Below are 23174 nucleotides of genomic sequence, written 5' to 3' on the forward strand. Positions count from 1 at the left end.
TCGCCCAGTCTAGCCCGCAGCCGGCCCCAGCCGGACGGCGGTACCGGTCGCCGAGACCATCATCATGCCGTTGTCGCTGCCCAGGGACTCGTAGTCGATGTCCACGCCGACAATCGCGTCGGCCCCCATCGCCTGCGCGCGGGCGACCAGCTCCGCGATCGCGGACTCACGGGCCTGGAAAGTCTCGCGCTCATAGGAGGACGAACGCCCACCGACGATGTTGCGGATGCCGGCCGCGAAATCCTTGATGACGTTGATGCCGACAATGGTCTCCCCCGCGACGATGCCGAGGTAACCCGTGATGCGGTGCCCCTCGACGGTGGGGGTCGTGGTGATGATCATGCCTGGTCCCGCGGCATGATGTTGAGGGTGTCGATGTTCACGTGCGCCGGCAGGGACGCCACCCACCGGACTGCCTCCGCCACATCCGCTGCCGTGAGATTGAGCTTGTCGGCGTAGACCTTGCCGGCCTCATCCGCGTCACCCTTGAAACGCACCAGGGAGAACTCGGTCTCTGCCCGGCCCGGATCGATCTGGGTGATGCGTATCGGGTTGCCGACCTCCTCCAGACGGAAGGCACGGGTCAGAGCACGCAGGCCGAATTTGGCGGCGTTGTAGCCGGCGCCCTTCGGGTAGGCCGTGAAGGAGGCCATGGAACCGATGTTGATGATCAGGCCCTCGGCAACGTCGATGAGCGGGAGCAGCGCGCGGGTCACCCGCACCACGCCGAGGACGTTGACGTCGTACATCGTCTGCCAGTCCTCCAGATCGGCCTCCCGCAGCGTGTCCAGGCCGTGGGCACCGCCGGCGTTGTTGACCAGCACGTCCACCCGGCCCAGCTTGGCCACCTCCTCCGCGAAGGCCGCCACCGATTCATCATCGGTCACATCCAGCTGGACGGCCGTGCCGTTGTTCCGCCGGGCCACCTCCTCCACCCGGTCGAGTCGGCGCGCGGCAACGACGACGTGGAAACCATCCCCGGCCAGGGCATCAGCAGCGGCGGCGCCGATACCGGAGGAGGCACCGGTGATGACGGCGATCTTCTTGTTGTTCATGGTGGTGTCAGTCATGGCGTCCAGTGTGGCACGGTGTGGCGCGCTGCACCGGGGAAACTATCTCAGGCGGAACGGGACTGGGGAAAAACAAGGGAACTGATGAAAAAGTTCAACTGACGAACATCCCGGAGCATGCCGGCCGTGACCCTTAAGCTCCGCCACCCCCAGGCCGCCAGCTGCGCGGTGATCAGGGAATCCTGGTCCCGCTGCCCACGCTCCAGATGATGTTCCCCGTCGTAGTAGAGGGCCAGTCGACGGGAGGGGGCGGCGAGATCAATCACCGTGAACAGGGTCTGTCCCGGATCGCGGCTCCCGGGAGCACCGACCCTCCCGTTCCGGTACACCGGTACCTGGGCCTGCCAGTCGATACCGAGGTCCTTCGTGGCCCGGTCCGCGGCCAGACGCAGGATGGTCTCCGGCGGAGAATCCGCACCGGGGTCGCTGAGTTGGAGCAGGTTCTCCAGTCGGCGCTGATTGACCAGACCGTGCAGGGCCTCTAAGACTTGTTCCTCATCCAGGCCGAATTCTCTCCGGTAGCGGTCGATGAGCTGCACAGCCCGGACGGTGTGCGGCGGATGTCCCAGGTCGGCGGGGGTTTCCCAAGCGTGCTCCCCGTCGAGGACCGCGCGCAGACAGTGCGCCAACGTGAGCATCGGCGGGGTGACCTTCAGTTCCTGCTCCCCCAGGCGGAGAGTCCACGGGGTCCACCGACCCCGGTACTGGCGTTGGGTGGGCTGCCGGACACCCCGGGAAATCCGCAGTCTGTTGTTGTTCAGCACCGCGGAATCGGCACCGTCGGCGAAATCGGTGATCCCCAGCAGCGCCGCCGCACTGAACTGTGCCGCAATCCAGGAGGGGTACTCCGTCAGGTGCGCCACAATCCGGGTCCCTGCGTTGACCTGGTGGTGGTGTCCACGTGGGTGGTGCGCGGCATCCCGGGCGACCAGTCCCGCGGAGCGGGCTGCCTGACGGGGCACTCCGTGGCTCATCGAGACCGGCAGATAGCGCTGGCCCACCTGGCGGGTGACCTCAGGGTCTCCGTGCGGGAGCCCCAACTCCCCCGCCAGCTGCCGCATCAGCTCCTCCGTGGCGATGGGCACAGTGAAGCGGTCCGGTGACAGCCCCATCCCGTCCGCGGCCACCAGACGCCCGTTTCCCTCCGCAATGAGCCCGTCGATCCTGGTTCCCCTGTAACTCATCTCCGCATCCCTCCATGTCTCATCATTCTTGGACTCTGTGGACAATCGAATGGTTCCCGAGGTTGCGGAGCTGGAAATAGGTGCCTGAATATCTGGCCTGAATATCTCACCGGCGCCTGAATATCCCTGCTCACCATTGGTGTGACGTGAGGTTTTCAGGGCCCTGAATAACTCACCTGAAAACCTCACACCCCTCCCCGGCACAATGGGGCCATGAGTTTTGATCTGAGGCGCATCGGCCAGGGCCTGCCGGTGGCCGCCACCATCGGCCAGCTTCCCACCCTGCTCAGCAACAACCGGACCCTGGTGGTGCAGGCCCCTCCGGGCACCGGCAAGACGACGCTGGTGCCGCCGGCCCTGGCCAACCACGTGCAGGGGAAGGTGCTGGTCACCGCGCCCCGTCGCGTCGCGGTGCGCGCGGCGGCCCGTCGGCTGGCCTATCTGGATGGTTCCCGCATCGGCGAGCGCATCGGTTTCACCGTCCGCGGGGAACACCATCCGGGCAGCCTCGTGGAGTTCATGACGCCGGGTGTGCTGCTGCGCCGGTTGATGTCCGATCCGGAACTCACCGGTGTCAGCGCTGTGGCGGTCGATGAGGTGCATGAGCGGCAGCTGGACACGGATCTGGTGCTGGGCATGCTGCTGGAACTGGTGCAGCTGCGTGATGATCTGACGGTGGCGGCGATGTCGGCGACGCTGGATGTGGAGAAATTCGCCGCGCTCATGGAGGCACCGGTGCTGGACACCCCGGCAGTGACCTATCCGTTGAGCTTCGAGTACGTCCCGCACCCCGGCCGGGCGGGCAACACGCGCGAATTCCTCGATCATCTGGCGCAGCTGGCCACCGGGCACACCGACGCGGTGCTGGTCTTCGTCCCCGGGGTCCGGGAGGTGGAGTACGTCGTCAACCGGGTCCCCGGGGCGGTGCCGCTGCACGGTTCGCTGGATGCCCGGGAGCAGGATGCGGCGTTGTCGGGTGGGGCGCGGGTGATTGTGGCGACGTCGATAGCCGAGTCCTCGCTGACTGTGCCGGGGGTGCGGGTGGTGGTGGATTCGGGGCTCTCGCGGGTGCCGCGCCGGGATGCGACGCGGGACATGACGGGTCTGGTGACGGTGTCGGCGGCGCAGTCGACGGTGGATCAGCGGGCGGGTCGTGCCGGGCGTGAGGGGCCGGGCACGGTCATCCGTGCTTATTCACAGGCCGACTACCAGCAGTTCCGTGCACACATCACCCCGGAGATCGCGACGAGTGACCTGACGCAGGCGGCGCTGACTCTGGCGGTGTGGGGCACCCCGCGCGGCGCAGGGCTCCCGCTTGCCGACACCCCTCCCACCCCCGCCCTCGACTCCGCTGAGACGGTGCTGCATGGCATCGGCGCCGTCGACGGGGAGGGGCAGGCCACCGCGCTGGGTCGCCAGTTGGCGGGGATGCCGGTGGACCCGCGGCTGGGGCGCGCCCTGGTGGAGTGTGGTCCGGCGGCGGCCGGGGTGGTGGCGGTGCTGGCGGATTCGCCACGCGGCGACATTGCGCGAGCCCGCGCCCAGGCCCGGGAGGTGGCGCGCCTGCGGAAGCTGGTGCGCGGCGGCACCGGGGAGACTGATCCCGGGGTGGTCACGGCACTGGCTTTCCCGGGCAGGGTGGCCCGCCGGGTGGGTGAGGAATACCTGCTGGCCAGCGGCACCCGGGCGGTTCTGCCGGGGGATCTGGGCCTGACGGGTGCGCAATGGCTGGCGGTGGCGGAGGTGACCCGCAGTGGTGGCACCTCACGCGAGGGGCGGGCCGGGGCCACCATCCGGGCGGCGGCCCGTCTGGATGAGACGCAGGCACGCCGGGCCGTGGGTGTGACGGAGGAGATCGTGGCCTCGGTGGTGGACGGGAGGGTCCGGGGGCGGAAGGTGGTGCGCCTGGGTGCCATCGAGCTGAGTTCGACGCCGGTGCAGGTGCCGGTGGCAGAAGCTGCGGCAGCGCTGGCCGCCACGGTGGCCCGGGAGGGTCCGGGGATGTTCCGTTTCTCGGAGGCCGCGCAGAACCTGCGGGAACGGCTGGCCTACCTGCATCAGCAGCTCGGCGAGCCGTGGCCGGATATCGACGCCGTCGATCCCATGTCCTGGCTGGGGCCGGAATTGGACGGGCTGGCGCGGGGAACGCAGATAAGCAGGGTGGACATGTACCCGGCCCTGCAGCGCCTGCTGCCCTGGCCGGAGGCCGCGCGGCTGGACGAGCTCGCGCCGGAACGCCTGCGGGTGCCCAGCGGCCACCGCCACCGCCTCGACTACTCCGAGGGGCGGCCGGTGGTGCGCGTGAAGCTGCAGGAGTGCTTCGGGCTGGCTGAATCGCCACAGCTGGCGGGGATGCCGGTGCTCTTCCACCTGCTCTCCCCGGCGGGACGACCGCTGGCGGTCACCGATGACCTGGCCAGCTTCTGGTCCGGCCCCTACACCCAGGTGCGCGCGGAGATGCGGGGACGCTACCCCAGGCACCCGTGGCCGGAGGACCCGTGGACAGCACCGGCGACGGCGCGGACCAAGAAGAGGTCCTAAACCTCCACCAGCTCCACCAGACGGAAGTTGGCGGGCATGTCCGCCGCGTCGAAGGCACCGGCGGCCAGCGCCAGGGTCGGCAGGGCCTCGGTGCTGGCGGTGACCTCGAGATCATCGTTGCCGTAGACCTTCGCCAGGAAGAACTCCCCGGCGAGGAAGTCGAGCGCGGCGTCATTGTCACCGGCGACCTCCTCCGGGGCGGTGATGCGCAGGGGTTCGATTGTCATTGTCGTGCTCATGACTTCGACGATAGGGACGTCAACTGGAAAATTGCTGCCAGGCGAGATAAGAACTCATGACAATCACCACCACCAGCAACGCGGTCCGCACCAGCTTCACCCCACCACCCAGCACGGTCCGGGCCCCCAGTTGCGCGCCGACGATGTTGGCCACCGCCAGGACCACACCCAGCTGCCACCACACGTGCCCACCGACGGCGAAGACGAGGAGCGCACCCAGGTTGGTGGAGGTGTTGACCACCTTCGCCATCGCCGCCGAACGCAGGAAATCCTGGGAGAGCACCGCGGTGAAGGCCATGATGAGGAACATCCCGGTACCGGGTCCGAAGATGCCGTCGTAGAAGGCGATGACGCCGACGAGCAGCAGCACCAGCAGCCGCCGCCACCGGCCCGGCTCAGCCGTCCCACCCCGGACCTGCGTGCCGAAGCCGGGGCGCAGGGCCACGAAGGCGCCGACCGCCAGCAGCAGGACGATGATGAGGGGGCGCAGGAGGGTGGCGTCGATGAGCGAGGCGGACAACGCACCCGCACCAGAGCACCCCAGGCCGAGCACGACGTACCACGGGGAGAACCGCGGCCGGACCCGCCGCATCATCGTCCACGCCGCGGACGCCGTCCCGGTGACCGCCGTGAGTTTGTTGGTCCCCAGCGCCGTCGCGGGCGCCAGACCCGGGACCACGGCCATGAGCAGCGGGATGAGCACCAGCCCACCACCACCGATGACGGCATCGATCCACCCGGCGACGGCCGCCCCGACGATGAGCACTGCCCACAGTTCCGGCCCCACGGCCACCTCCTCACACTGACGGTTCCTCTCAGCATGCCACGCCTGGTCACCCGACATCCGGCGTATGGTGCTCTCATGGGTTCAGGCAAAGTCAGCATGCGGTGGCTCATCGTCGTCCCCGCCTCCGTGCTCCTCGGCCTGCTCTTCGCCTGGTGGAACGTACCCGCCGGCTGGATCCTCGCCGGCATCCTCGCCGCCGGCGCCACAGCACTCCTCGGCCGCGCGGAACTTCCTCTGAACACCTACGTCAACCGGGTCGGCCGCGGCACGATCGGCATGCTTGCCGGCATCCCCCTGGCCGGGGTGCCGCTGGCGGAACTTGCGGGCTACCTCGCGCCGGGACTGGTGGTGGCGTTGGTCATCGTCGTCGCGGGCATCGCCGGCGGACTGCTGCTGGCGCGCATGGAACCGGAGCTCAGCCGGGAGACCGGTGTGCTGTCGATGCTGGCCGGCGGCTCCTCGGTGATGCCGGTGATGGCCCGGGAGCTGGGGGCGGATTTCCGTTATGTCGCACTCTCCCAGTATCTGCGCCTGCTCATCGTGTCGATGACACTGCCGCTGGTCACCGCTTTCTTCGCCACACCCGGGGCGGCAGGCGGGGTGACCCCGCCGGTGGTGAACTACTGGATGTTCCCCGTGGTGCTGCTCATCGCCTTCTTCGGCGCGGATCTGGGCAGGTTGCTGCGCCTGCCCTCCCCCGGAGTCTTCGGCCCGCTGCTGATCACCGTCGTCCTCGGACTGCTGCTGCCAGCGGAGTGGTCGCTGCAGCCCCCGGAGTTCTTCCGCGTCTTCGCCTTCCTGGTGGTCGGCTGGATGTGTGGTGGGGCGCTCTCGCTGCCGGCGCTGAAACTCTTCGCCCGTCAGCTGCCGGCCACGCTCATCTTCATTGTCGGTCTGTCGGGGGTGTGCGCCCTGCTGGCCATCCCACTGGTGCCCTGGGTGGGCATCACCTACTTCGAGGCTTATCTGGCCACCAGCCCCGGTGCCATCGAAACAGCGCTGGCGCTGTCCTCGGAGGGCGGGGCCGGACCGTCAGTCGTGGCGATCCAGCTCATCCGCCTGCTGGGGGTGCTGCTCATCGCGGGTTATCTGCCGCAGATCCTGCGGCTGTTCCACAGGGATCCGGACTCAGGAGGAGAGAAATGAACTGGCGTTGGGCCGTGGTGATCCCCGCCTCCATCGGGCTCGGCTGGTTGTTCACGTGGTGGCAGGTACCGGCCGCCTGGATCCTGGCGGCCATCATCGCCTCAGGGACGACGGCGCTGGCCACCTCCGCGGAACTGCCCATCAACGACCACGTCTACCGCTTCGGCCGTGGTGTCATCGGCATCCTGGCGGGCCTGCCGCTGGCGGCGGTCCCCCTGGCCACGCTGGGTGGGCTGCTCATCCCCGGCCTGCTGGTCTCCTTCGTCACTTTGGGCATCGGCGTGGCCGGTGGTCTGCTGCTGGCGAAACGGGAGCCCTCCGTCATACCGGAGACCGGGATCCTGTCCATGCTCGCCGGCGGGGCCTCGCTCCTGCCGGTGCTGGCGAAGGAACTCGGTGCCGACTACCGCTTCGTGGCGCTCGGCCAGTACCTGCGGCTGCTCATCGTGTCGATGAGTCTGCCGCTGATCACCGCCTTCTTCGAGGCCCCGGGTGGAACCGCAGCCGGGGGGCAGGCAGCCGGCCCGTGGTACATGTTCCTCGCGGTGCTGTTCATCGCCCTGTTCAGCGAGAGACTGGGCAGGCTCATCCGCCTGCCGGCCCCGGCGATCCTCAGCCCCATGCTGTTCACTGTCCTGATCAGTCTCGCCCTGCCGGAGGGATGGAGCCTGCAGCCGCCGGAGGCTTTCCGCATCGCGGCCTTCCTGGTCATCGGCTGGATGTGCGGTGGCGCGCTGTCCCTGCCGGCCCTGAGGGCCTTCGCCCGCCAGCTGCCGGCGACGCTGAGTTTCATCGTCGTGGTCATCCTGGCGTGCGCAGCCACCGCCTATCCCCTGCACCTGTGGCTGGACATCACCTATTTCGAGGCTTACCTGGCCACCAGCCCCGGTGCGCTGGAGACCGTCCTGGCGCTGTCCTCGGAGGGCGGGGCCGGACCGGTGGTGGTGACCCTGCAGCTGCTGCGGATGCTCACCCTGCTGGCGGTGGCCGGTTATCTGCCGCAGATCATCCGCCTGCTCACGCGGAAACGTTGATCCCGCTCCCCGACCGCGACTAGCCTGATTGACATGTCAACTATCTATGTAGTCCGGTCCGGGGAACGCGACATCTGGCGCGATCCCGCGCTTATCTCCCGGCAGTCCTTCCCCGCCACCGGGAACTTCGACCTGGCGGCCAACGCCTTCGGCCTGCTCATGGTGCATAACGACGACGTCGTCGCACCCGGTGAGGGCTTCGACATGCACCAGCACGACAACGTCGAGATCCTCACGTGGGTCGTCGAGGGGCGCCTGCGCCACCGCGACAGCGGCGTGGCGGGCGCTACCGAGCTGGGGGCCGGTTCCGCCCAGCACATCAGCGCGGGTTCCGGGGTGCGGCATTCGGAGGTCAACGCCGCGGGCTACACCAGCCGTGAGCGCGTGCGGGTGGTGCAGTCCTGGCTGCCGGCCGATGTCCGCGACACCGTCCCCCGCCACGCCTCCCGGGACTTCAACGCGGAGCTGGCCGGCGGGGGCCTGGTGCAGATCGCCGGGCCAGGTTCTCCCCTGCCGCTGGGCACCACCGGGGCGGCGCTCTACGCGGCCCGTTCCACCGGAAAGGTGACGGTGCCCGCCGGAGCCTTCGTGCACCTCTACGTCATCGACGGGCAGGTGGGGGCGGCAGGTCACCACCTCGGGGAGGGTGATGTCCTGCGCGCCACCGGTATCGAATCGTTCACCGTGAATGGCGAGGCCGAGATCCTCGTGTGGGTGATGGACCGGGGAATCTAGGACTCGAACTCGCGGACCTCGATCGGCTGACGGCAGGCCGCGGAGGCCTGCTCAGCCAGCTTCCTGGCGCCAGCACGGCCATCGACCTCGACCACCCAGAAACCGCCGAGCTGCGCGCCCTCCCGGACGGGTGGTTCGTCGACACCCTTCGCGGTGACGATGTCGGCCTCCGAATGGAGCGCACCGACGAAGACGAGCCGGCCGTCATCAGCGAGCTGCTGGTTGAAGGCCGCGACGGCCGCGAAAGCCGCCTGCATCTCCTCCTCCGAGGCATAGGGTTCGGATCCCGGTGTGTGATGGACGGAGAGCATGAACTGTGTCATGCGTCTCAGATTAATCCAGAACCTGCTCCCGCAGAAGGGACATCGGGATGGAACCCAGGGAGAGGGCCTCGCGGTGGAAATCCGCCACGGCCATGCCCTGGGCGACGGCGTCGTCCCGCGTCTGCTCCCACAGGCGCTGCCCCAGCGCGTAGGACGGGGCCTGGCCCGGCCAACCGAGGTAGCGGTTGAGCTCGAAACGCAGGTTGGCCTCGTCCATGGCGGTGTTCTCCCGCAGGAAGGCCTTGGCGTAGGTGGCATCCCACACCATGGTGCCCTCGGGGACCTTCTTGCCCAGGTGGACGCCGATGTCGAGGACGACGCGGGCGGCGCGGAGCCGCTGGGCGTCGAGAAGCCCCATCCGGGTGCCGGGATCCTCGTGGTAGCCGAGCTCCTCCATGAGCTGCTCGGCATAGAGGGCCCAGCCCTCGCCATGTCCGGAGTTCCAGCACGCGACGCGGCGCCACAGGTTGAGGTTCTCACGCTCAACCAGGGTCTGGCCGATCTGCAGGTGGTGACCCGGCACAGCCTCGTGGAAGACGGTGGTCAGCTCCTGCCAGGTATGGAACTTCTCCTGGCCGGCCGGGACGGACCACCACATGCGGCCCGGGCGGGAGAAGTCGTCGCTCGGCGGGGTGTAGAAGATGCCGCCGGTGCCGGCGGGGTCGATCTTCGCCTCGATGGTGCGGACCTGCTCGGGGATGTCGAAGGCATTGCCGTGCAACCCCTTGATCGCGTCGTCGGCGGTCTCCTGCATCCAGGTCAGGAGCGCGTCCTTGCCGTGAAGGGTGTAGCGCTCCTCCTCGTTGAGCTTCCGGTAGGCCAGGCGCACATCAGAGGTGCCGTAGAGGGAGCGGGCGATGGCCTGCTGCTCCGCATCGATCTCGCGGAGGCGCTCCAGACCCCAGAGGTAGGCCTCGTCCAGGTCGACGGTGTCACCGACGAACAGATGGGAGAAACGCTGGTAGCGCTCCCGGCCCACGGCATCCTCGCGCGGGGCGTGGGTGGCCAGCTGCTCGGAAAGCCAGTCGGCCATCTCGGCGAAGGCCTCCTTCGCTGCGTCCACCTCCGGGGTGTCCTTATCGACACCGAGGTCCTCCAGCAGCGAGGGCGACTCCACCAGGTCCTGGCATTGGGAGTAGACCTCGTCGACCTGACGGATCGGGGCGACATGGCCGTGAGAGGCGGCCTCCGCAAGCGACTCGCGGTAACCGGCCAGGGCGGCGGGCACCTTGGACAGGCGGGAGCGGATCGCGTCGATCTGCTCCGGGGTGTCCGTCGGCATGATCAGGAGGGTGTCGCGGATCGTCTGCACGGGTGAGGCGATGTTGTTGAGCAGGGCCAGGTCCTCACCGTGATGGTGCAGATCCAGGTCCAGGCAGAGGCGGTCGCGCAGGACCGCGGCGGTGACGTGGTCGACCTCGTCGAAGTCATCCTCGTCGTCGGAATCATCGGTGCCGTCGTCGAAGGCGTCGACGTCCGCGATCATCTCACGGGTGCGGTCGGCGAGGGCAGCCCAGTAGGCGGGGGAGAAATCCTGCAGCTCGCCCTCGAAGCCCGGGATCCCCCAGGCAGTGGCGTCAGTCGGGGACAGGGCCGCCAGGTCATGGACGAATCCCTCACAGGACGCGTCGAGCAGCGACGGCGAGCGCCCGGCGGTGTCAGAGTTGTGGGGAGTCGAATTCACGGCGGTATCGGAACTCATGGCACGTCAGTGTAGCGGGGGCGACGCCACTAATCCCATTTTCCGCCCGTCCCGAGCAGGTAGCGTGTAATCCTTAACGGTTCCCTCACAGCTGAAACCGGGGGATTTCCAGCTCAGACTGCACGCACAACCTCCCCGGAAGGAGGTTGCAGATGTCTGATGTCCTCAACACTGGTGTGACCCCGTTCTGCCACAGCCAGAATCACCCTGGCAGCGTTGCGGTCCCTGCCTGCGGTGTGCCCGCAGTTCTGGCACCGGAAGGTTCGTTCATCGAGTCAGGGTGCTTGCTTGGCTCTCGCGAAACACCCCGAACACGTCATTGCCGTGTAGGCGGGCTGAACCAGCACCACCTTCCGGCCAGCCCGCGCGGCACTGGTGATCAGCTCCCGCTTCGCCGCACCGATGGCAGCGTCCGCGGCCTTCCTCGCCATCGTGGACCTGGCGAGAAACATCGGCTTGAAGTCTTCCACCGCGATCAGGTCGTGGTTGTCGGTGACCCTTTTGGCCCACACCCGGGAGTCGTGTTCGGTCTGTCGGGCGGCTTTCTTGTGCAGCCTCGCGGCCTGGCGGCGGGCACGCTGATATCCCTTCGACTGTTTGCGTCCCTTGCGGTGGCGACGCGCCATTGTGCGCTGTGCCGTGGCCAGTTCTGCGGCACAGCGCCTGCGATGCCCGAGGTCGGGAAGATCATAGTGTTCGTCGGTGGTCGTGGCGGTGGTGGACACGCCCCAGCCGATACCGATATGTCCCTCAACCTCGGGTGCTGGCTCTACTTCGCGGCGGACCACGAACGAGGCGTACCAGTGACCGAGACTGTCCTGGTAGACCCGCACACTGGTCGGCTCGGAGGGCAGTTCCCGCGACCACACCACCGGAATCGACACACCCTTGGGCAGTCGCAGTCGACCGTCCTGCAGGGAGAACCCCCGGTGTTGTACTCCAGGGACGCCGACGTGCGCTTCCTCGTCTTGTACGTGGGCCGGCCTCTGCCTTTGACGGTGTACGAGTGCTGGAGTGCCTGCGCATAAGAGCGGAGCATGGCTTGTTGGGCGACCTGGGAGCCCTCCCGCATCCACGTGTTGTTCTTCCGCAGCTCAGTGAGCAGCTTCCCCAGCTTCGCCAGAGTCGGCTTATTGCCGGCCTTCTGCTGGTGGACTGCCTCATTCCACAGGAACCTACCCCGACCCCATTCCTGGGAAAGCGATCGCTGCGCCTGGGCTCCGGGGCGCAGGCGGTAGGTGTACCGCACGATCTCGTCCACACCGCCAGCTATACCCCACCACGTGATGCTTCGTCTAGAGGGCTGCCATCAGCTCAAACAATGCCATCGCCACTCGCCGGTGTGCACATCATGCGGAGTAACCCCATCTACCCCAGCCCAGTTATCACAGACAATGCGGGAGAAAGGCTCACACAGATCACCCGGGAGGTTGCCACCGGACGGGAGTGCATCATTGATGCTAACCATTCCCGACCACGTGCACCTCCTGGTGGAATACGATCAGTACTACGCGATCCACTGTTTTACCGAGCAGATTCAAGGGATGGTCATCGTGTGTTCTTCGTCAAGAGTTCCCGTACCTCACATCCAGGCTGCCCGCGCTCTGGACCAACTCGTATGTCGTCGCCACAGCCGGCGGCTCACCCCTGGGAAGTTATTAGGCAGTATGTCGACATTCAACGCAACGTATCAAATGCCCCTTTCCTCCTCATGCCTCAAGGCGGGGGTTTCCAGGGGTGATCTCCGATGAGGACCGAACAATACGCCGATGCCCTCAACCTCGTCCGCGACGCCGGCCGGGTGGAGGTATTCACCGGGGCCGGAATGTCCGCCGAATCCGGGCTCGACACCTTCCGTGACGCGCAGACCGGCCTGTGGACGAAAGTGGATCCCGCGGCCTTCGCCTCCATCGACTCCTGGGCCCGCGATCCCGAACCCATGTGGGCCTGGTACCTGTGGCGCGCCAGCGTATGCCGCAACGCCGCACCCAACGCGGGGCACCGGGCCATCGCCGACTGGGCCAGCCTGCCGGGCGCCTCCGTGGGCGTGACCACCCAGAACATCGACGACCTCCATGAACGCGCCGGCACCGACGATGTCGTCCACCTCCACGGCTCCCTCTTCGACTACCGCTGCACCATCTGCTCGCGTCCCTGGCGCGGGGAGATCGACTACCCCACCGAACCGGTCGCCCGCCAGACCCCGCCCACCTGCCCGCAGTGCGAGAACCTCATCCGCCCCGGCGTCGTCTGGTTCGGCGAGAATCTCCCCCAGGATGAATGGGAACGGGCCGAGGAACGGATGCGTCAGACGGACCTCGTGGTCATCATCGGCACCTCCGGCGTGGTGCAGCCAGCAGCTGGCCTGCCCCTGGTAGCCAAGCAGGCCGGGGCGAAGATCCTCGAGATCTCCCCGGAGGAGACCGAACTGAGCAGCATGGCGGACGTCTCCTGGCGCAATACCGCCGCCCGTGGCCTCCCCGAGCTGGTCCTTGAGCTCACGCTCTAGGATCTGAGGGCATGAGAATCCGTCTGTTCACGGCCGCACTGCTCGGCACCGCCCTCACCCTGACCGCCTGCGCCTCAGACTCCGGGACCGACACCGGCACTGGGGCGGACGGCGAGGCCACCGCCTGTGGGGATGTCACCGTCGAGGACACCGCCTTCGCCCCCTACCTCGACCTCGCCACCATCCCCACCGACGTGGACCTCGACATGCAGGAGGTTCAGATCCGCGAGGACCACTTCGATGCCTGCCAGCTGTTGAGCTGGCTGATCGTCGACGGCACGCTGGGTGCGGATCCGGCCTTCGGCGTGGTCTTCTTCCACGAGGGTGAACTCGTGCGTGACACCTCCGTGCTGGCGGGGGACATCGCGGCGTCGACACGCGTGTCGGAGACCGCCGTCAGCGTCGACTACCCCTCCGGGGACGACACCTGGACAGTCGAGCATGCCTGGGAGAACGGCCGGATGATGCTCAGTGCGGGCGATGTCCCGGAGTTCACCACCGATGTCCTCCGCGGCGCCCACCTGGACCTGCTGAGAGCCCCCGGACAGTAATTCCTGCTCAGGGGCTAGCATTCCACATCGTGAGCATCCGTGACTTCTTCGCCGACACCCGTCCCCTCCAGGTACCCGCCTACCGGCGGTTGTGGACCGCGAACATCGCCACCACCATCGGTGCCCAGCTCACGGTGGTGGCCGTGCCAGCGCAGATCTACTCCATCACCGGCTCCTCGGCCTATGTCGGCCTGACGGGTCTGTTCGGCCTGGTGCCGCTGGTGGTATTCGGGCTCTACGGCGGATCGATCGCGGACAGCTTCGACAAGCGGAAGGTGCTCACGGCCTCCACGTTCGGCATGATCCTCACCGCCCTGGCCTTCTGGGGCCTGACGGCCGCCGGAAACACCAACGTCTGGTGGCTGCTGCTGACCTTCTCGCTGCAGCAGGCCTTCTTCGCGGTGAACCAGCCGACACGCACGGCTGTGTTCCGGTCGATCCTGCCGCTCGAGCAGTTGCCCGCCGGCGCCAGCCTCAACATGATGCTCATGCAGTTCGGCGCCATCGTCGGCCCCCTCATCGCCGGCGCGCTCATCCCCTTCATCGGCTTCTCCTGGCTCTACGCGCTGGATGCCGCGCTGCTGATCCCGACGCTGGGAGCGGTGTTCGCCCTGCCGGCCCTGCCACCGAAGAAGGAGGCCATCCGCGCCGGCATCCGTTCGGTTCTCGACGGCCTGAGCTATCTGCGGGGGCAGCCGATCCTCATGGTGGCGATGCTGCTGGACCTGATCGCCATGACCTTCGGCATGCCGCGCGCCCTCTATCCCGAGATCGCCGCCGTGAGCTTCGGTGAGGCGGACGAGGGCGGCATCATGCTCGCCCTCCTCTATTCCTCCATGGCTGTCGGCGCGGTGCTCGGCGGGCTGATCTCGGGCTGGATCTCGCGGGTGGTGCGCCAGGGACTGTCTGTGATCGTGTGCATCATGGTCTGGGGTGTGGCCGTGATCGTGGCGGGCGCGGCCGTGATGGCCAGCCCCGGCGCGGTGACGGTGTGGGCGTGGCTGGTCATCCTCATGCTGGTCCTGGGTGGGGCGGCGGACATGTTCTCCGCCAGCCTGCGCACCGCGATCCTCCAGCAGGCGGCCGCCGAGCACGTGCAGGGTCGCATCCAGGGGGTGTACATCGTCGTGGTGGTGGGCGGCCCCCGGTTGGCGGATGTCCTGCACGGCTGGGCCGCGGCGCCCTTCGGCGTGGGTCTGGCGACGCTGCTGGGTGGCGTGCTGGTGGTCGTCGGCACGCTCGCGTGTGCCGTGTTCGTGCCCAGTTTCACGCGCTACCTGAAGCCGGCACCGCGGCATATCGACGACCAGGACCCGACGAACTGAGCTGTCTATTTAGATTCCCAATAATTAGACAGCGTTGTCTGAATAGTTGTACTATTCCGGCATGGCCACCGTCTTCTCCCGTCCCCGCACTCCGGCGGCGAAGTGTCTCCACCTGGTCCGGGTGAACCAGATCGTCACCCGCAGTGAGCTCGTCGAGGCGACCGGCCTGTCCCAGCCCACCATCACACGCGCCATCACCGCGCTCATCGGCGCTGGCCTGGTGCATGAACGCACGGACCTCACCCGCTCCCAGGGCCGCGGCCGGCCCACGGTCCCGCTCGAGCTGACCAACCACCCGGCCCTGCACGCCGGCATCGCCGTGGGCACGTCCACGACCTACATCGGGCTCTTTGACACGCGCGGCCGGACCATCCGCGACGCAGAGGTACCCACCCCCGTCGCGGAGCTGACCGAATCCGATTTCATCGAACACGTCATGGCCGGCCTCAACCGGCTGACCGCCGGACTGGAACGCCCGCTGGCCTCCGTCGGGGTGACCACCTCCGGGCGGGTCACCGACGACGGCATCGTCGATGCCCCCAACCTCGGCTGGCACGGCGTCGACTTCGCCGGCCGCCTGCGCTACCAGTTCTCCGTGCCGGTGGTCGTCTCCGCGGCGGTGCCCGCCATCCTGGGTTCGGAGATCCAGTCCGCCGGCCTGCTCACCGGCACCATGGCCCTGTTCGCCGACGATTCGATCGGTGCCGCCGTCGCCGACGACGAAGGTGTCGCCCAGATCGACCTGCCGCTGCACGCCCGCGAGCTGACCACCGCCGGTGTCCTGGGCGACCGCTGGTCCTCCATCAGCTCCGCGGTCGAGGACGCCGACGCCCGCCCGCTTCTCGACGCCCGCGCCTGCCGCCTCGCCCAACTGACCACCGAAGTCGCCCGGGGACACGACCCCGCCACCATCGTCGTGGCAGGTTCCGCCTTCATTGATGACCCCGCCGCACCGAAGCTCTTCGCCTCAGAGGTCCGCTCCCGGCTGCCGGACGTCCAGCTACGGCTGATCCCCACCCACCGGGAGGTCGTGCGCGCCATCGCCCGCGCCGTGGCGCTCGACCAGACGCTGCGTGAACCCCTGGCGCTGTACGCCTGAACGAAAATGCCTGTCCGGGACCCTCCGGGGCATATACTCATGACCCATGGTTTCCCGGATGCGTACCCGCCATTTCGCCCAGGCCAAGGCCGAGGGCCGGAAGATCTCCTGCCTGACCGCCTATGACGCCCCCACGGCCGCGATCTTCGACGAGGCAGGCATCGACCTGCTGCTCGTCGGTGATTCCGCCGCGAACGTCATCCTCGGTCAGGACTCGACCCTGTCGATCACCGTCGAGGAGATGATGACCATGGCCACCGCGGTGGCACGTGCCACCGCGCGTGCCTTCGTCGTCTCCGACCTGCCCTTCGGCTCCTACGAGACCTCCCCGGCCCAGGCGCTGGAGACCGCCGTGCGCTTCATGAAGCAGACCGGCATCGCGGGTGTGAAGATCGAGGGCGGCGTGGAGATCGCCCCGACGATCCGCACACTCGTCGACGCCGGCATCCCCGTCATGGGCCACATCGGCTACACCCCGCAGTCGGAGCACACCCTCGGCGGTTACGTCGTCCAGGGCCGTGGCGACGCCGCCGCGAAGCTGCGTGCCGATGCCCTCGCCGTGCAGGAGGCCGGTGCCTTCTCCGTGGTCCTGGAGATGGTGCCCGCCGCCATCGCCGGCGAGATCAGCCGCGAACTGGCCATCCCGACGATCGGTATCGGCGCCGGCAACGGCACCGACGGCCAGGTGCTGGTGTGGACCGACGCCTTCGGCCTCACCCGCGGCCGCACCCCGCGTTTCGCGCGCAGGTACGCCGACGTGGGCAACGTGCTTCTCGACGCCGCCCGCGCCTACCTCGCCGACGTCGAGTCCGGGGACTTCCCCAACGAGGCCGAGTCCTTCGAGGACGGGAAGTGACCGTCCTCGCGCGCTCGGTCGCGCAGCTGCGTTCCGCCATCGCCGACCTGCCGGGTTCCGTCGGTCTCGTGCCCACCATGGGCGCGCTCCACGAGGGCCACGCCCGTCTGGTCTCCCTCGCCGCGCAGGAGAACACCTCCGTCGTGGTGAGCGTCTTCGTCAACCCCCTGCAGTTCACCGACCTCGGCGACTGCGACGACTTCCGCAACTACCCGCGCGACCTGGATGCAGATTTCGCGCTCCTGGAGAACCTGGGTGTCGACGTCGTCTTCGCCCCCACCACGGATGAGATGTACCCCGGCGGACTGCCGCAGGTGTGGGTCCGCTCCGGCGAGATGGGCGAACGGCTCGAGGGTGCCTCCCGGCCGGGGCATTTCGACGGCGTGACCACCGTCGTGGCCAAACTCTTCCAGCTCACCCAGCCTGACCGCGCCTATTTCGGGGAGAAGGACGCCCAGCAGCTGGCCATCATCCAGCGCATGGTCGCCGACCTCAACTTCCCCGTGGCCGTCCGCCCGGTGCCGATCATCCGCGGTGAGGACGGCCTGGCCGAGTCCTCCCGCAATCAGCACCTGAGCGCTGAGGCACGGGAGCAGGCACTGGTCCTGCCCCATGTGCTCGCTGAGCTGCAGGAACGCGCCGCAGCCGGCGTGCCGCTCGACATCAAGGGGGCCCGCCGTATGCTCCGCACTGCCGAAGGCGTGGAACTCGACCACCTCGAGGTCATCGACCCCGCCACCCTGCTCCCGGTCGAGGAGGTCGGCGAGGGCGCGCTGGCCGTGGCCGCGATCCATGTCGGCGGTACGCGGCTCATCGACAACGTGCGGCTGGTGCCGGGGGCCTGAGTGACAGCCTCGGAAAATGTCACCTGATACGTATGCACGTATTTCTATAGGCGCAGGTGGGGCGTGGCCAAGAAAAATACGGGTGATCGCATTTCCCCGCGCCCGTATTATCCGGCATGACATGACACCTGATTCTCAGTTCAACGCAGCATTGTGCCGCTTCGCCAGGTCGACGTAGCGGCCGGCGTGCGGGATGAAACCGGCTGACTGCTCCTCAGAGAGCTCCCGGCGGATCTTGGCGGGCACCCCGGCGGCCAGGACGCGGTCGGGGATCTCCATGCCTTCCAGCACAACCGCGCCGGCGGCGATGAGCGCCCCGGAACCGATGACGGAACGCGAGAGCAGAGAGGACTTCATCCCGACGAGGGTGCCGTCGCCCACCGTCGTGCCGTGGACGAGCGCCATGTGGCCGACGGTGACGTCGTCGCCGAGAATGCAGGGCGCGTCCCCGTCCACGTGGAGCACCGAGTTGTCCTGGATGTTGGTGCGGGCGCCGATGCGGATGGCGTTGACGTCACCACGCAGCACACTGCCGTAGAAGACGGAGGAATCCGGGCCGATCTCCACGTCCCCGATGATCACCGCCGTCGGGGCGATCCAGGCGCTCGGGTGGATCTTCGGGGTCTTCCCCTCGAACTCGATGATCACTGCAGAATCTCCTTCACGGAATCAGGACCGGTGAACAACACCGACCGTAGTCCGAATTCCTCGGCGGCCTTCACGTTGCGGATATCAGCATCAAAGAAGACCGTCTCCTTCGCGCTGACGCCCATCGCGTCCAGCGCCACCGCAAAGGCGCGGGGATCAGGTTTGACCAGGCCGATGTCGCAGGACATCGTCACCGCCTCGAACCTGTCGAACCACCCGTGCTCGGCGCGGGCACGTTTCGCCAGACCCGCGGGGACGTTGGAGAGGATGCCGCAGCAGTAGCGGGCGTCGATAAGCGAGAGGACGTAGGCGACCATCCCCGTGTCCTCCGCCATCAAGGTCTCCCAGTCGGCTTCCACCGCCTCCACGATGTCGAAAGGCACCAGACCTGCACGGACCTGCAGCTGACGCCAGAAACGCTCATCCCCGACGTCGCCGGAATCATAGGCGGGCCGCAGATCGTCGTAGACGGGCCAGATACGCGCGTCCCCACCGACGGCAAGTTCCACCTGCCGGCGGCCGGCATCGGTCCGCTCCTTCAGCAACACCCCGTAGAGATCGAACAACAGAGCACTCATATGCCTACCCTACGCAAATAGAGTGGGGAGTCATGATCGATTTCACCGCACCAGCAGATCACGTCGCACCCCAACTCCTCGGTTGCGTGGTGACGATGAACGGTGTCTCCCTGCGCCTGACCGAGGTCGAGGCCTACCTCGGGGCCGAGGACGAGGCCGCCCACACCTACCGGGGACCCACCCCACGCAACGCCGCCATGTTCGGCCCGCCCGGGCGGCTCTACGTCTACATCTCCTACGGAATCCACATGGCCGGAAACATCGTCTGCGCACCTGAGGGCGTCGGCCAGGGGTGTCTCATGCGCGCCGGTGAAGTCATCGACGGGCTGGAGACCGCCCGCCACCGCCGTGGCGACGTACCTTTCGAGCGGCTGGCCTCCGGGCCCGGCAACCTGGGCAAGGCACTCGGCCTGTCACTGCAGGATAACGGTACGCCGGTCTCTCTGGAGCGGCCCGCGGAGGCGCCGGAGTGGGTGGCGGGCCCACGGGTGGGGATCTCCAAGAACATCGATGCCCCGCTGCGTTTCTGGATCCCCGGTGACCGCACCGTCTCCGCGCGGCGGGGACGGCCGCGGTAGTCGAAGCAGTCAGGGCGGCGCTAATTTGTCATTCAGGCCGTTTATGGTCAGTTAAGAAGGGCGTGGGCTGCCCCCATCCGGCCCACCCATCGTCGGCGTAGAATACGGCCCATGGATACCTTCACCATTCGCCGGGAGGCGGAAGCTGATATTCCCGCGATCAGGGGGCTCACCTCGCGCGCGTTCGTGGACAAGCCCTATTCGCGGCAGCGGGAGGCCGAGATCGTCGAGAAGCTGCGCGACACCGACGCCCTCACGCTCTCCTTCATGGCGGTCAAGGGACCGGCGGTGGTGGGGCACATTGCGGTGTCTCCGGTGGGGATCAGCGACGGGACGGCGAACTGGTATGCCGTGGGCCCGATCAGTGTGGCCCCGGAGCGTCAGGGGGAGGGTATCGGCTCACTGATCCTGGAGCGTGCCCTGACGGAGCTGCGCGGGATGGGCGCGGGCGGCGTGGTCGCCGTGGGCGACGCGACCTTCCTCGAGCGTTTCGGTTTCGAGGACGTGCCGGGGCTGGTGTGGCCGGGCATGGACCCGCAGTTCGTCCGCGCGCTGGCGCTTGCCGACGCCGCCGTTCCCGCCGGCACCATTCTCTATCACGAGGCTTTCAGCCGGTGACCGCTCGGAGGCGCACCAACTTCTCATTTTAGTGGACTTCCTCCGCCCTTGCAGAACATGGGATTCTGGCCACCAGTTAAGCCTATCCTTGGTTGTTTGCGCAGCTCAGGGCACTTATACTCAAGATCATCAGATACGCGGAGACTCTCGAAACACAACCACAACGCAAGGAGACTCGCACCATGTCCACTGTCGCCAAGATCGCTTCCTGCACCGCCACCGCCTGTGCCTTCAACAACGACGGCTGCACCGCCTTCGCCATCACCGTCGGTGGCGCCGACCAGCCGGCCTGCGGCACCATCAACACCATCGACCTGCGCGCCGGAATGCAGTCCCCCGACGCCCACGTCGGTGCCTGTCAGCGCCTGGACTGCAAGCACAACGCAGACCTCATGTGTACCGCTGGAGGAGTAGACATCAGCGGCGACATGGCCCTCTGCACCACCTACGCGCCGCGTTAGACAGAACCGCACGCGACAGACAAGAACGCGCGGAACCCCCCGAGGGGGATTCCGCGCGTTCCTCGGTTACCGGCTGTCAGATACGCGGAGACGCGTGCCGGACCGAGGTGTGGACGGCAAGGGCGTCCACGGCCCCGGCCAGGTCTGCGATGGTCATGACCGGTTCCGGGAAGGTCACCAGGACGGTGGTCATGCGGCCGTCAATCATCTTCAGCAGGGCGACACCGGAATGGTCGACATCGACCACCCACAGGTTGTCGCCCGCGGGGGCGGAGCAGCCGCCCAGCTCCGACTCGGAGAGCAGGAAGCCCGGGGCCATGCCCACCAGTGCCCCGGAGAGCAGGGTTGACAGCTGCACATCGGAGAGGCGGGCGATCTCATCACGGGCGTCGATCTCCCGGGAGTTCAGCTCACTGGCCTCAGCGGTGGCCAACAGCTCGCCGGCATCGCACTTGGTCACACCGTGCGGGCCGTGGAGCAGCACCGTCTCCATCTCGATGACGCCGACGCGCAGGTGGGGGCCGGGCTCGAAACCGAGGGTCGTCGGGGTTGCCGCGCTGTCCTGCCACTCGACACGCGCCAGGGCGTGGAGGCTGGCGACGGTGATGTCGACGGTGAACTCGAGTGCCTTCTTCACGCCGTCGAGACGGATCTCGGCGTCGCCCATGAACTCGGCATCCTCAGCAGAGCAGATCACGACGAAACGTCCGTTGTCATCGAGTCCGTGCACCAGGGCGGAGACCGCCATGGTGGGGTCGAGACGGTACGGTACCAGAGTCAGTGCTCCGGCGCCGGTGATGATGCGGCGGGCGAGGTTCTCGCCGTACGTGGTCTTGCTGATCATGCTCACTCCTTGATTGAGGTACGCCTAACTTAGCCTAGGCTTAGTGGTCGGTCAAGAAGTGTCAACGTATATTTTCCCGGGACTGTCCCTGGCCTTTACCCAGGGCAGGGGCATGAATAAGTGACCTGCACCATAAAAATGCATGACCGGACATGTTCCCACAGTCACTTCCGGCGGGACCACGAGACCTCCGCCACACGGCCCGAATGCGCGGTTTCCCAGCCGCATCCCACCATCCGGCATCCCTCCGTGGCCCCGAACCCACCAGCGCTGAAACGGTATTTTCGGCCGGATTCCGGACATCGGTTTCCGCCCCTGCCCGATCGTCCGGAAACCTGCTCCCTGGATCAGAGCACCGCGACCTCCCGGTTCGCGTACTCATAACGACGCCTCTCCCCCTCCTGGTAGACACGCCCCGGCTGGCCCGGCTGCAGGGTGCCGGCAGGGCCCTCCTGCATCCGCACCTCGACGACCACCGGTGAGGCGCAGTGGAGGAGCAGTTCCTGTCCCGAATCCAGCACGATGCGCACGCCGGAATCACGCCACCACTCCCAGTCCACGGTGCCCTCGAGCTTGTTGATCTGCGCGACACGGTCCTGGATACGCACGACCGCGGCGATGGTCCCCGTCAGCGGATAGGGGTCCCCGCCCGGGTCGAGGCCAGTGAGCGGATGAACGGTGAGCACGGATTCGACGCGCTCGCCGTCGGGGAAATCGATGACCTGCTCCACGAACTCAATCCCGACCCACCCCTGCCCGAACTGCAGCCAGGCACCGAAGGCGCCGACGCGGTCATCGAGTTCGAGGTCGCTGCCGTAGGCCAGGAGTTGCTGCCCGGTGAGTTCGCTCAGCCGGGCCAGGCTCTCGGGGCTCAGGAAAGTTTCGGTGGTCATCTCTGTTCCTCTGCAGGTCGGGGCGCGTTCTGTCTCCAGCCTAACCGGGGTCCAGCACTACCCTGTCCCCGCGGTCCAGGCCGCCCGGACCATCTCCTCGAGCACCGCCAGGTCGATGTCCTCCGGTTTGTTCACGTAGATGCAGGAGCTGCCGGTCGTGTGCTTCCCCAGCCGACTGAGGAAGCCCTCCGCCTGCGGGAGTCCGTAAAGGGTGAGTTTCGCCTTGCGCGGGCTGAAGCCCACGCGGAAGGTGTCCCCCTCACGCCCGGTGACGTAGCGGTAGTGCATCTGGCCGTAGCCGATCATGCACGGTCCCCACATGACGGGCTCCTCACCGGTGGCGCGGCGGAAGATCTCCAGCAGCAGTCGGCCGTGCTCCACGCGCCGCGGGGTGTCGAGTTCCTCGACATACTGTGCCGGGGACTGGTCGGTGGCATGTGTTCTGATGTCCGCGGCGTTCGCGCCCGTGTGCCCCAGCGTGAAACCCGTCTCCCGGGCCTCCGATTCGGGGACGCCCGGGAGGGACTCGTAGGAGGTGCCCATGAGTGAGATCCTACGCCCGCACCGGCGTGAGCCGGGCCCCTGAAAAACCGCCCTGTGATTGACCC

General features: G+C 67.4%; 27 protein-coding genes and 1 pseudogene. 14 read left to right on the forward strand and 14 right to left on the reverse strand.

The window, feature by feature from the left end:
* Positions 1–9: 9 nt before the first annotated feature.
* Genes EAH68_RS05980 through EAH68_RS05990 form a run of 3 tightly spaced genes read right to left on the reverse strand, consistent with a single transcriptional unit; the run spans position 10 to position 2254 of the window.
* Positions 10–342 carry a heavy metal-binding domain-containing protein gene (locus EAH68_RS05980; RefSeq protein ID WP_126120419.1) on the reverse strand — a complete coding sequence of 111 codons (333 nt, stop codon included), beginning with the start codon at positions 340–342 and terminating at the stop codon, positions 10–12.
* Positions 339–1070 carry an SDR family NAD(P)-dependent oxidoreductase gene (locus EAH68_RS05985; RefSeq protein ID WP_241228315.1) on the reverse strand — a complete coding sequence of 244 codons (732 nt, stop codon included), beginning with the start codon at positions 1068–1070 and terminating at the stop codon, positions 339–341. The genes EAH68_RS05980 and EAH68_RS05985 overlap by 4 nt, the downstream gene beginning before the upstream one ends.
* Before the next feature lie 47 nt (positions 1071–1117).
* Positions 1118–2254 carry a putative endonuclease domain-containing protein gene (locus tag EAH68_RS05990; RefSeq protein WP_126120420.1) on the reverse strand — a complete coding sequence of 379 codons (1137 nt, stop codon included), beginning with the start codon at positions 2252–2254 and terminating at the stop codon, positions 1118–1120.
* Between the two features lie 213 nt (positions 2255–2467).
* On the opposite strand from EAH68_RS05990, the gene EAH68_RS05995 reads away from it, so the two are divergent.
* A complete protein-coding gene (locus tag EAH68_RS05995) occupies positions 2468–4795 on the forward strand; it encodes an ATP-dependent RNA helicase (protein ID WP_126120421.1) in 2328 nt (775 codons plus the stop codon).
* Here the strand turns inward: EAH68_RS05995 and EAH68_RS06000 are convergent.
* The gene (locus tag EAH68_RS06000; protein ID WP_126120422.1) at positions 4792–5034 is read right to left on the reverse strand and encodes a hypothetical protein; all 243 of its coding nucleotides are present in this window, start codon (positions 5032–5034) and stop codon (positions 4792–4794) included. The genes EAH68_RS05995 and EAH68_RS06000 overlap by 4 nt on opposite strands.
* Positions 5035–5053: 19 nt before the next feature.
* On the reverse strand, positions 5054–5821 hold the full coding sequence (locus tag EAH68_RS06005; protein ID WP_241228316.1) for a TSUP family transporter: 768 nt from the start codon (positions 5819–5821) through the stop codon (positions 5054–5056).
* Between the two features lie 75 nt (positions 5822–5896).
* On the opposite strand from EAH68_RS06005, the gene EAH68_RS06010 reads away from it, so the two are divergent.
* The 3 genes from EAH68_RS06010 to EAH68_RS06020 are packed head-to-tail and all read left to right on the forward strand — an operon-like array spanning position 5897 to position 8736.
* Positions 5897–6967 carry an AbrB family transcriptional regulator gene (locus tag EAH68_RS06010; RefSeq protein ID WP_126120424.1) on the forward strand — a complete coding sequence of 357 codons (1071 nt, stop codon included), beginning with the start codon at positions 5897–5899 and terminating at the stop codon, positions 6965–6967.
* A complete protein-coding gene (locus EAH68_RS06015; protein ID WP_126120425.1) occupies positions 6964–8001 on the forward strand; it encodes an AbrB family transcriptional regulator in 1038 nt (345 codons plus the stop codon). Before EAH68_RS06010 ends, EAH68_RS06015 begins: the two co-directional genes overlap by 4 nt.
* A gap of 33 nt (positions 8002–8034) precedes the next feature.
* Positions 8035–8736, forward strand: coding sequence for a pirin family protein (locus tag EAH68_RS06020; protein WP_126120426.1), 702 nt, complete (start codon positions 8035–8037; stop codon positions 8734–8736).
* On the opposite strand, the gene EAH68_RS06025 is transcribed toward EAH68_RS06020, so the two are convergent.
* From EAH68_RS06025 to EAH68_RS14915, 4 genes and pseudogenes are all read right to left on the reverse strand, one after another.
* Positions 8733–9059 carry a YciI family protein gene (locus EAH68_RS06025; RefSeq protein ID WP_126120427.1) on the reverse strand — a complete coding sequence of 109 codons (327 nt, stop codon included), beginning with the start codon at positions 9057–9059 and terminating at the stop codon, positions 8733–8735. The genes EAH68_RS06020 and EAH68_RS06025 overlap by 4 nt on opposite strands.
* Before the next feature lie 10 nt (positions 9060–9069).
* Entirely contained in the window at positions 9070–10761 is a 1692-nt protein-coding gene (locus EAH68_RS06030; protein ID WP_126120428.1) for a DUF885 domain-containing protein, read from the reverse strand.
* 113 nt (positions 10762–10874) lie between these two features.
* A pseudogene (locus EAH68_RS15125) lies at positions 10875–11000 on the reverse strand (hypothetical protein); the annotation flags it as partial.
* Positions 11001–11036: 36 nt separating this feature from the next.
* Positions 11037–11645 carry an RNA-guided endonuclease InsQ/TnpB family protein gene (locus tag EAH68_RS14915; RefSeq protein ID WP_241228317.1) on the reverse strand — a complete coding sequence of 203 codons (609 nt, stop codon included), beginning with the start codon at positions 11643–11645 and terminating at the stop codon, positions 11037–11039.
* Positions 11646–12261: 616 nt separating this feature from the next.
* Here EAH68_RS14915 and EAH68_RS15170 point away from each other — a divergent pair.
* The 7 genes from EAH68_RS15170 to panC all read left to right on the forward strand — a co-directional run bounded on the left by EAH68_RS15170 (position 12262) and on the right by panC (position 17946).
* On the forward strand, positions 12262–12423 hold the full coding sequence (locus EAH68_RS15170) for a transposase (protein ID WP_126120588.1): 162 nt from the start codon (positions 12262–12264) through the stop codon (positions 12421–12423).
* A gap of 85 nt (positions 12424–12508) precedes the next feature.
* Positions 12509–13270, forward strand: coding sequence for an NAD-dependent deacylase (locus EAH68_RS06045; RefSeq protein ID WP_126120429.1), 762 nt, complete (start codon positions 12509–12511; stop codon positions 13268–13270).
* Positions 13271–13281: 11 nt separating this feature from the next.
* Positions 13282–13821 (forward strand): LppP/LprE family lipoprotein, encoded by a 540-nt coding sequence (locus EAH68_RS06050; protein WP_126120430.1) that lies wholly within the window; start codon positions 13282–13284, stop codon positions 13819–13821.
* 29 nt (positions 13822–13850) lie between these two features.
* Positions 13851–15146, forward strand: coding sequence for an MFS transporter (locus EAH68_RS06055; RefSeq protein ID WP_126120431.1), 1296 nt, complete (start codon positions 13851–13853; stop codon positions 15144–15146).
* 61 nt (positions 15147–15207) lie between these two features.
* Positions 15208–16245 (forward strand): ROK family protein, encoded by a 1038-nt coding sequence (locus EAH68_RS06060; protein WP_126120432.1) that lies wholly within the window; start codon positions 15208–15210, stop codon positions 16243–16245.
* Between the two features lie 46 nt (positions 16246–16291).
* Positions 16292–17101, forward strand: a complete 810-nt coding sequence (gene panB / locus EAH68_RS06065) for a 3-methyl-2-oxobutanoate hydroxymethyltransferase (RefSeq protein WP_126120433.1) — start codon at positions 16292–16294, stop codon at positions 17099–17101.
* Positions 17098–17946, forward strand: coding sequence for a pantoate--beta-alanine ligase (gene panC, locus EAH68_RS06070; RefSeq protein ID WP_126120434.1), 849 nt, complete (start codon positions 17098–17100; stop codon positions 17944–17946). Before panB ends, panC begins: the two co-directional genes overlap by 4 nt.
* Before the next feature lie 135 nt (positions 17947–18081).
* Here the strand turns inward: panC and EAH68_RS06075 are convergent, their stop codons facing one another.
* Positions 18082–18594 (reverse strand): gamma carbonic anhydrase family protein, encoded by a 513-nt coding sequence (locus tag EAH68_RS06075; RefSeq protein ID WP_126120435.1) that lies wholly within the window; start codon positions 18592–18594, stop codon positions 18082–18084.
* Positions 18591–19172: an HAD family hydrolase gene (locus EAH68_RS06080; protein ID WP_126120436.1), complete on the reverse strand. Its 582-nt coding sequence runs from the start codon at positions 19170–19172 to the stop codon at positions 18591–18593. The genes EAH68_RS06075 and EAH68_RS06080 overlap by 4 nt, the downstream gene beginning before the upstream one ends.
* A 32-nt stretch (positions 19173–19204) precedes the next feature.
* Between EAH68_RS06080 and EAH68_RS06085 the strand changes: the two genes are divergently transcribed.
* From EAH68_RS06085 to EAH68_RS06095, 3 genes are all read left to right on the forward strand, one after another.
* Positions 19205–19750, forward strand: a complete 546-nt coding sequence (locus tag EAH68_RS06085; protein ID WP_126120437.1) for a DNA-3-methyladenine glycosylase — start codon at positions 19205–19207, stop codon at positions 19748–19750.
* Positions 19751–19861: 111 nt separating this feature from the next.
* Complete coding sequence (locus EAH68_RS06090) at positions 19862–20368, forward strand: GNAT family N-acetyltransferase (protein ID WP_126120438.1); 507 nt, start codon at positions 19862–19864, stop codon at positions 20366–20368.
* A gap of 182 nt (positions 20369–20550) precedes the next feature.
* Complete coding sequence (locus EAH68_RS06095) at positions 20551–20829, forward strand: DUF1540 domain-containing protein (protein ID WP_126120439.1); 279 nt, start codon at positions 20551–20553, stop codon at positions 20827–20829.
* A 76-nt stretch (positions 20830–20905) separates the two neighbouring features.
* Here the strand turns inward: EAH68_RS06095 and EAH68_RS06100 are convergent, their stop codons facing one another.
* From EAH68_RS06100 to EAH68_RS06110, 3 genes are all read right to left on the reverse strand, one after another.
* Positions 20906–21673, reverse strand: a complete 768-nt coding sequence (locus tag EAH68_RS06100) for a hypothetical protein (RefSeq protein WP_126120440.1) — start codon at positions 21671–21673, stop codon at positions 20906–20908.
* Between the two features lie 347 nt (positions 21674–22020).
* Complete coding sequence (locus tag EAH68_RS06105; protein WP_126120441.1) at positions 22021–22566, reverse strand: hypothetical protein; 546 nt, start codon at positions 22564–22566, stop codon at positions 22021–22023.
* A 57-nt stretch (positions 22567–22623) separates the two neighbouring features.
* Positions 22624–23109 carry a DUF1801 domain-containing protein gene (locus tag EAH68_RS06110; RefSeq protein ID WP_369408333.1) on the reverse strand — a complete coding sequence of 162 codons (486 nt, stop codon included), beginning with the start codon at positions 23107–23109 and terminating at the stop codon, positions 22624–22626.
* Positions 23110–23174: the final 65 nt, after the last annotated feature.

It is taken from the genome of Corynebacterium hylobatis (assembly GCF_003955685.1).
Taxonomy (GTDB): Bacteria; Actinomycetota; Actinomycetes; order Mycobacteriales; family Mycobacteriaceae; genus Corynebacterium; species Corynebacterium hylobatis.

What these genes read in the sequence shown, in the direction of transcription:
- EAH68_RS05980 (WP_126120419.1), bottom strand. Translation starts at nt 342, where the DNA reads ATGATCATCACCACGACCCCCACCGTCGAGGGGCACCGCATCACGGGT.
- EAH68_RS05985 (WP_241228315.1), bottom strand. Translation starts at nt 1,070, where the DNA reads ATGACTGACACCACCATGAACAACAAGAAGATCGCCGTCATCACCGGT.
- EAH68_RS05990 (WP_126120420.1), bottom strand. Translation starts at nt 2,254, where the DNA reads ATGAGTTACAGGGGAACCAGGATCGACGGGCTCATTGCGGAGGGAAAC.
- EAH68_RS05995 (WP_126120421.1), top strand. Translation starts at nt 2,468, where the DNA reads ATGAGTTTTGATCTGAGGCGCATCGGCCAGGGCCTGCCGGTGGCCGCC.
- EAH68_RS06000 (WP_126120422.1), bottom strand. Translation starts at nt 5,034, where the DNA reads ATGAGCACGACAATGACAATCGAACCCCTGCGCATCACCGCCCCGGAG.
- EAH68_RS06010 (WP_126120424.1), top strand. Translation starts at nt 5,897, where the DNA reads ATGGGTTCAGGCAAAGTCAGCATGCGGTGGCTCATCGTCGTCCCCGCC.
- EAH68_RS06015 (WP_126120425.1), top strand. Translation starts at nt 6,964, where the DNA reads ATGAACTGGCGTTGGGCCGTGGTGATCCCCGCCTCCATCGGGCTCGGC.
- EAH68_RS06020 (WP_126120426.1), top strand. Translation starts at nt 8,035, where the DNA reads ATGTCAACTATCTATGTAGTCCGGTCCGGGGAACGCGACATCTGGCGC.
- EAH68_RS06025 (WP_126120427.1), bottom strand. Translation starts at nt 9,059, where the DNA reads ATGACACAGTTCATGCTCTCCGTCCATCACACACCGGGATCCGAACCC.
- EAH68_RS06030 (WP_126120428.1), bottom strand. Translation starts at nt 10,761, where the DNA reads ATGAGTTCCGATACCGCCGTGAATTCGACTCCCCACAACTCTGACACC.
- EAH68_RS06045 (WP_126120429.1), top strand. Translation starts at nt 12,509, where the DNA reads ATGAGGACCGAACAATACGCCGATGCCCTCAACCTCGTCCGCGACGCC.
- EAH68_RS06050 (WP_126120430.1), top strand. Translation starts at nt 13,282, where the DNA reads ATGAGAATCCGTCTGTTCACGGCCGCACTGCTCGGCACCGCCCTCACC.
- EAH68_RS06060 (WP_126120432.1), top strand. Translation starts at nt 15,208, where the DNA reads ATGGCCACCGTCTTCTCCCGTCCCCGCACTCCGGCGGCGAAGTGTCTC.
- panB (WP_126120433.1), top strand. Translation starts at nt 16,292, where the DNA reads ATGGTTTCCCGGATGCGTACCCGCCATTTCGCCCAGGCCAAGGCCGAG.
- EAH68_RS06080 (WP_126120436.1), bottom strand. Translation starts at nt 19,172, where the DNA reads ATGAGTGCTCTGTTGTTCGATCTCTACGGGGTGTTGCTGAAGGAGCGG.
- EAH68_RS06085 (WP_126120437.1), top strand. Translation starts at nt 19,205, where the DNA reads ATGATCGATTTCACCGCACCAGCAGATCACGTCGCACCCCAACTCCTC.
- EAH68_RS06090 (WP_126120438.1), top strand. Translation starts at nt 19,862, where the DNA reads ATGGATACCTTCACCATTCGCCGGGAGGCGGAAGCTGATATTCCCGCG.
- EAH68_RS06095 (WP_126120439.1), top strand. Translation starts at nt 20,551, where the DNA reads ATGTCCACTGTCGCCAAGATCGCTTCCTGCACCGCCACCGCCTGTGCC.
- EAH68_RS06100 (WP_126120440.1), bottom strand. Translation starts at nt 21,673, where the DNA reads ATGATCAGCAAGACCACGTACGGCGAGAACCTCGCCCGCCGCATCATC.
- EAH68_RS06105 (WP_126120441.1), bottom strand. Translation starts at nt 22,566, where the DNA reads ATGACCACCGAAACTTTCCTGAGCCCCGAGAGCCTGGCCCGGCTGAGC.
- EAH68_RS06110 (WP_369408333.1), bottom strand. Translation starts at nt 23,109, where the DNA reads ATGGGCACCTCCTACGAGTCCCTCCCGGGCGTCCCCGAATCGGAGGCC.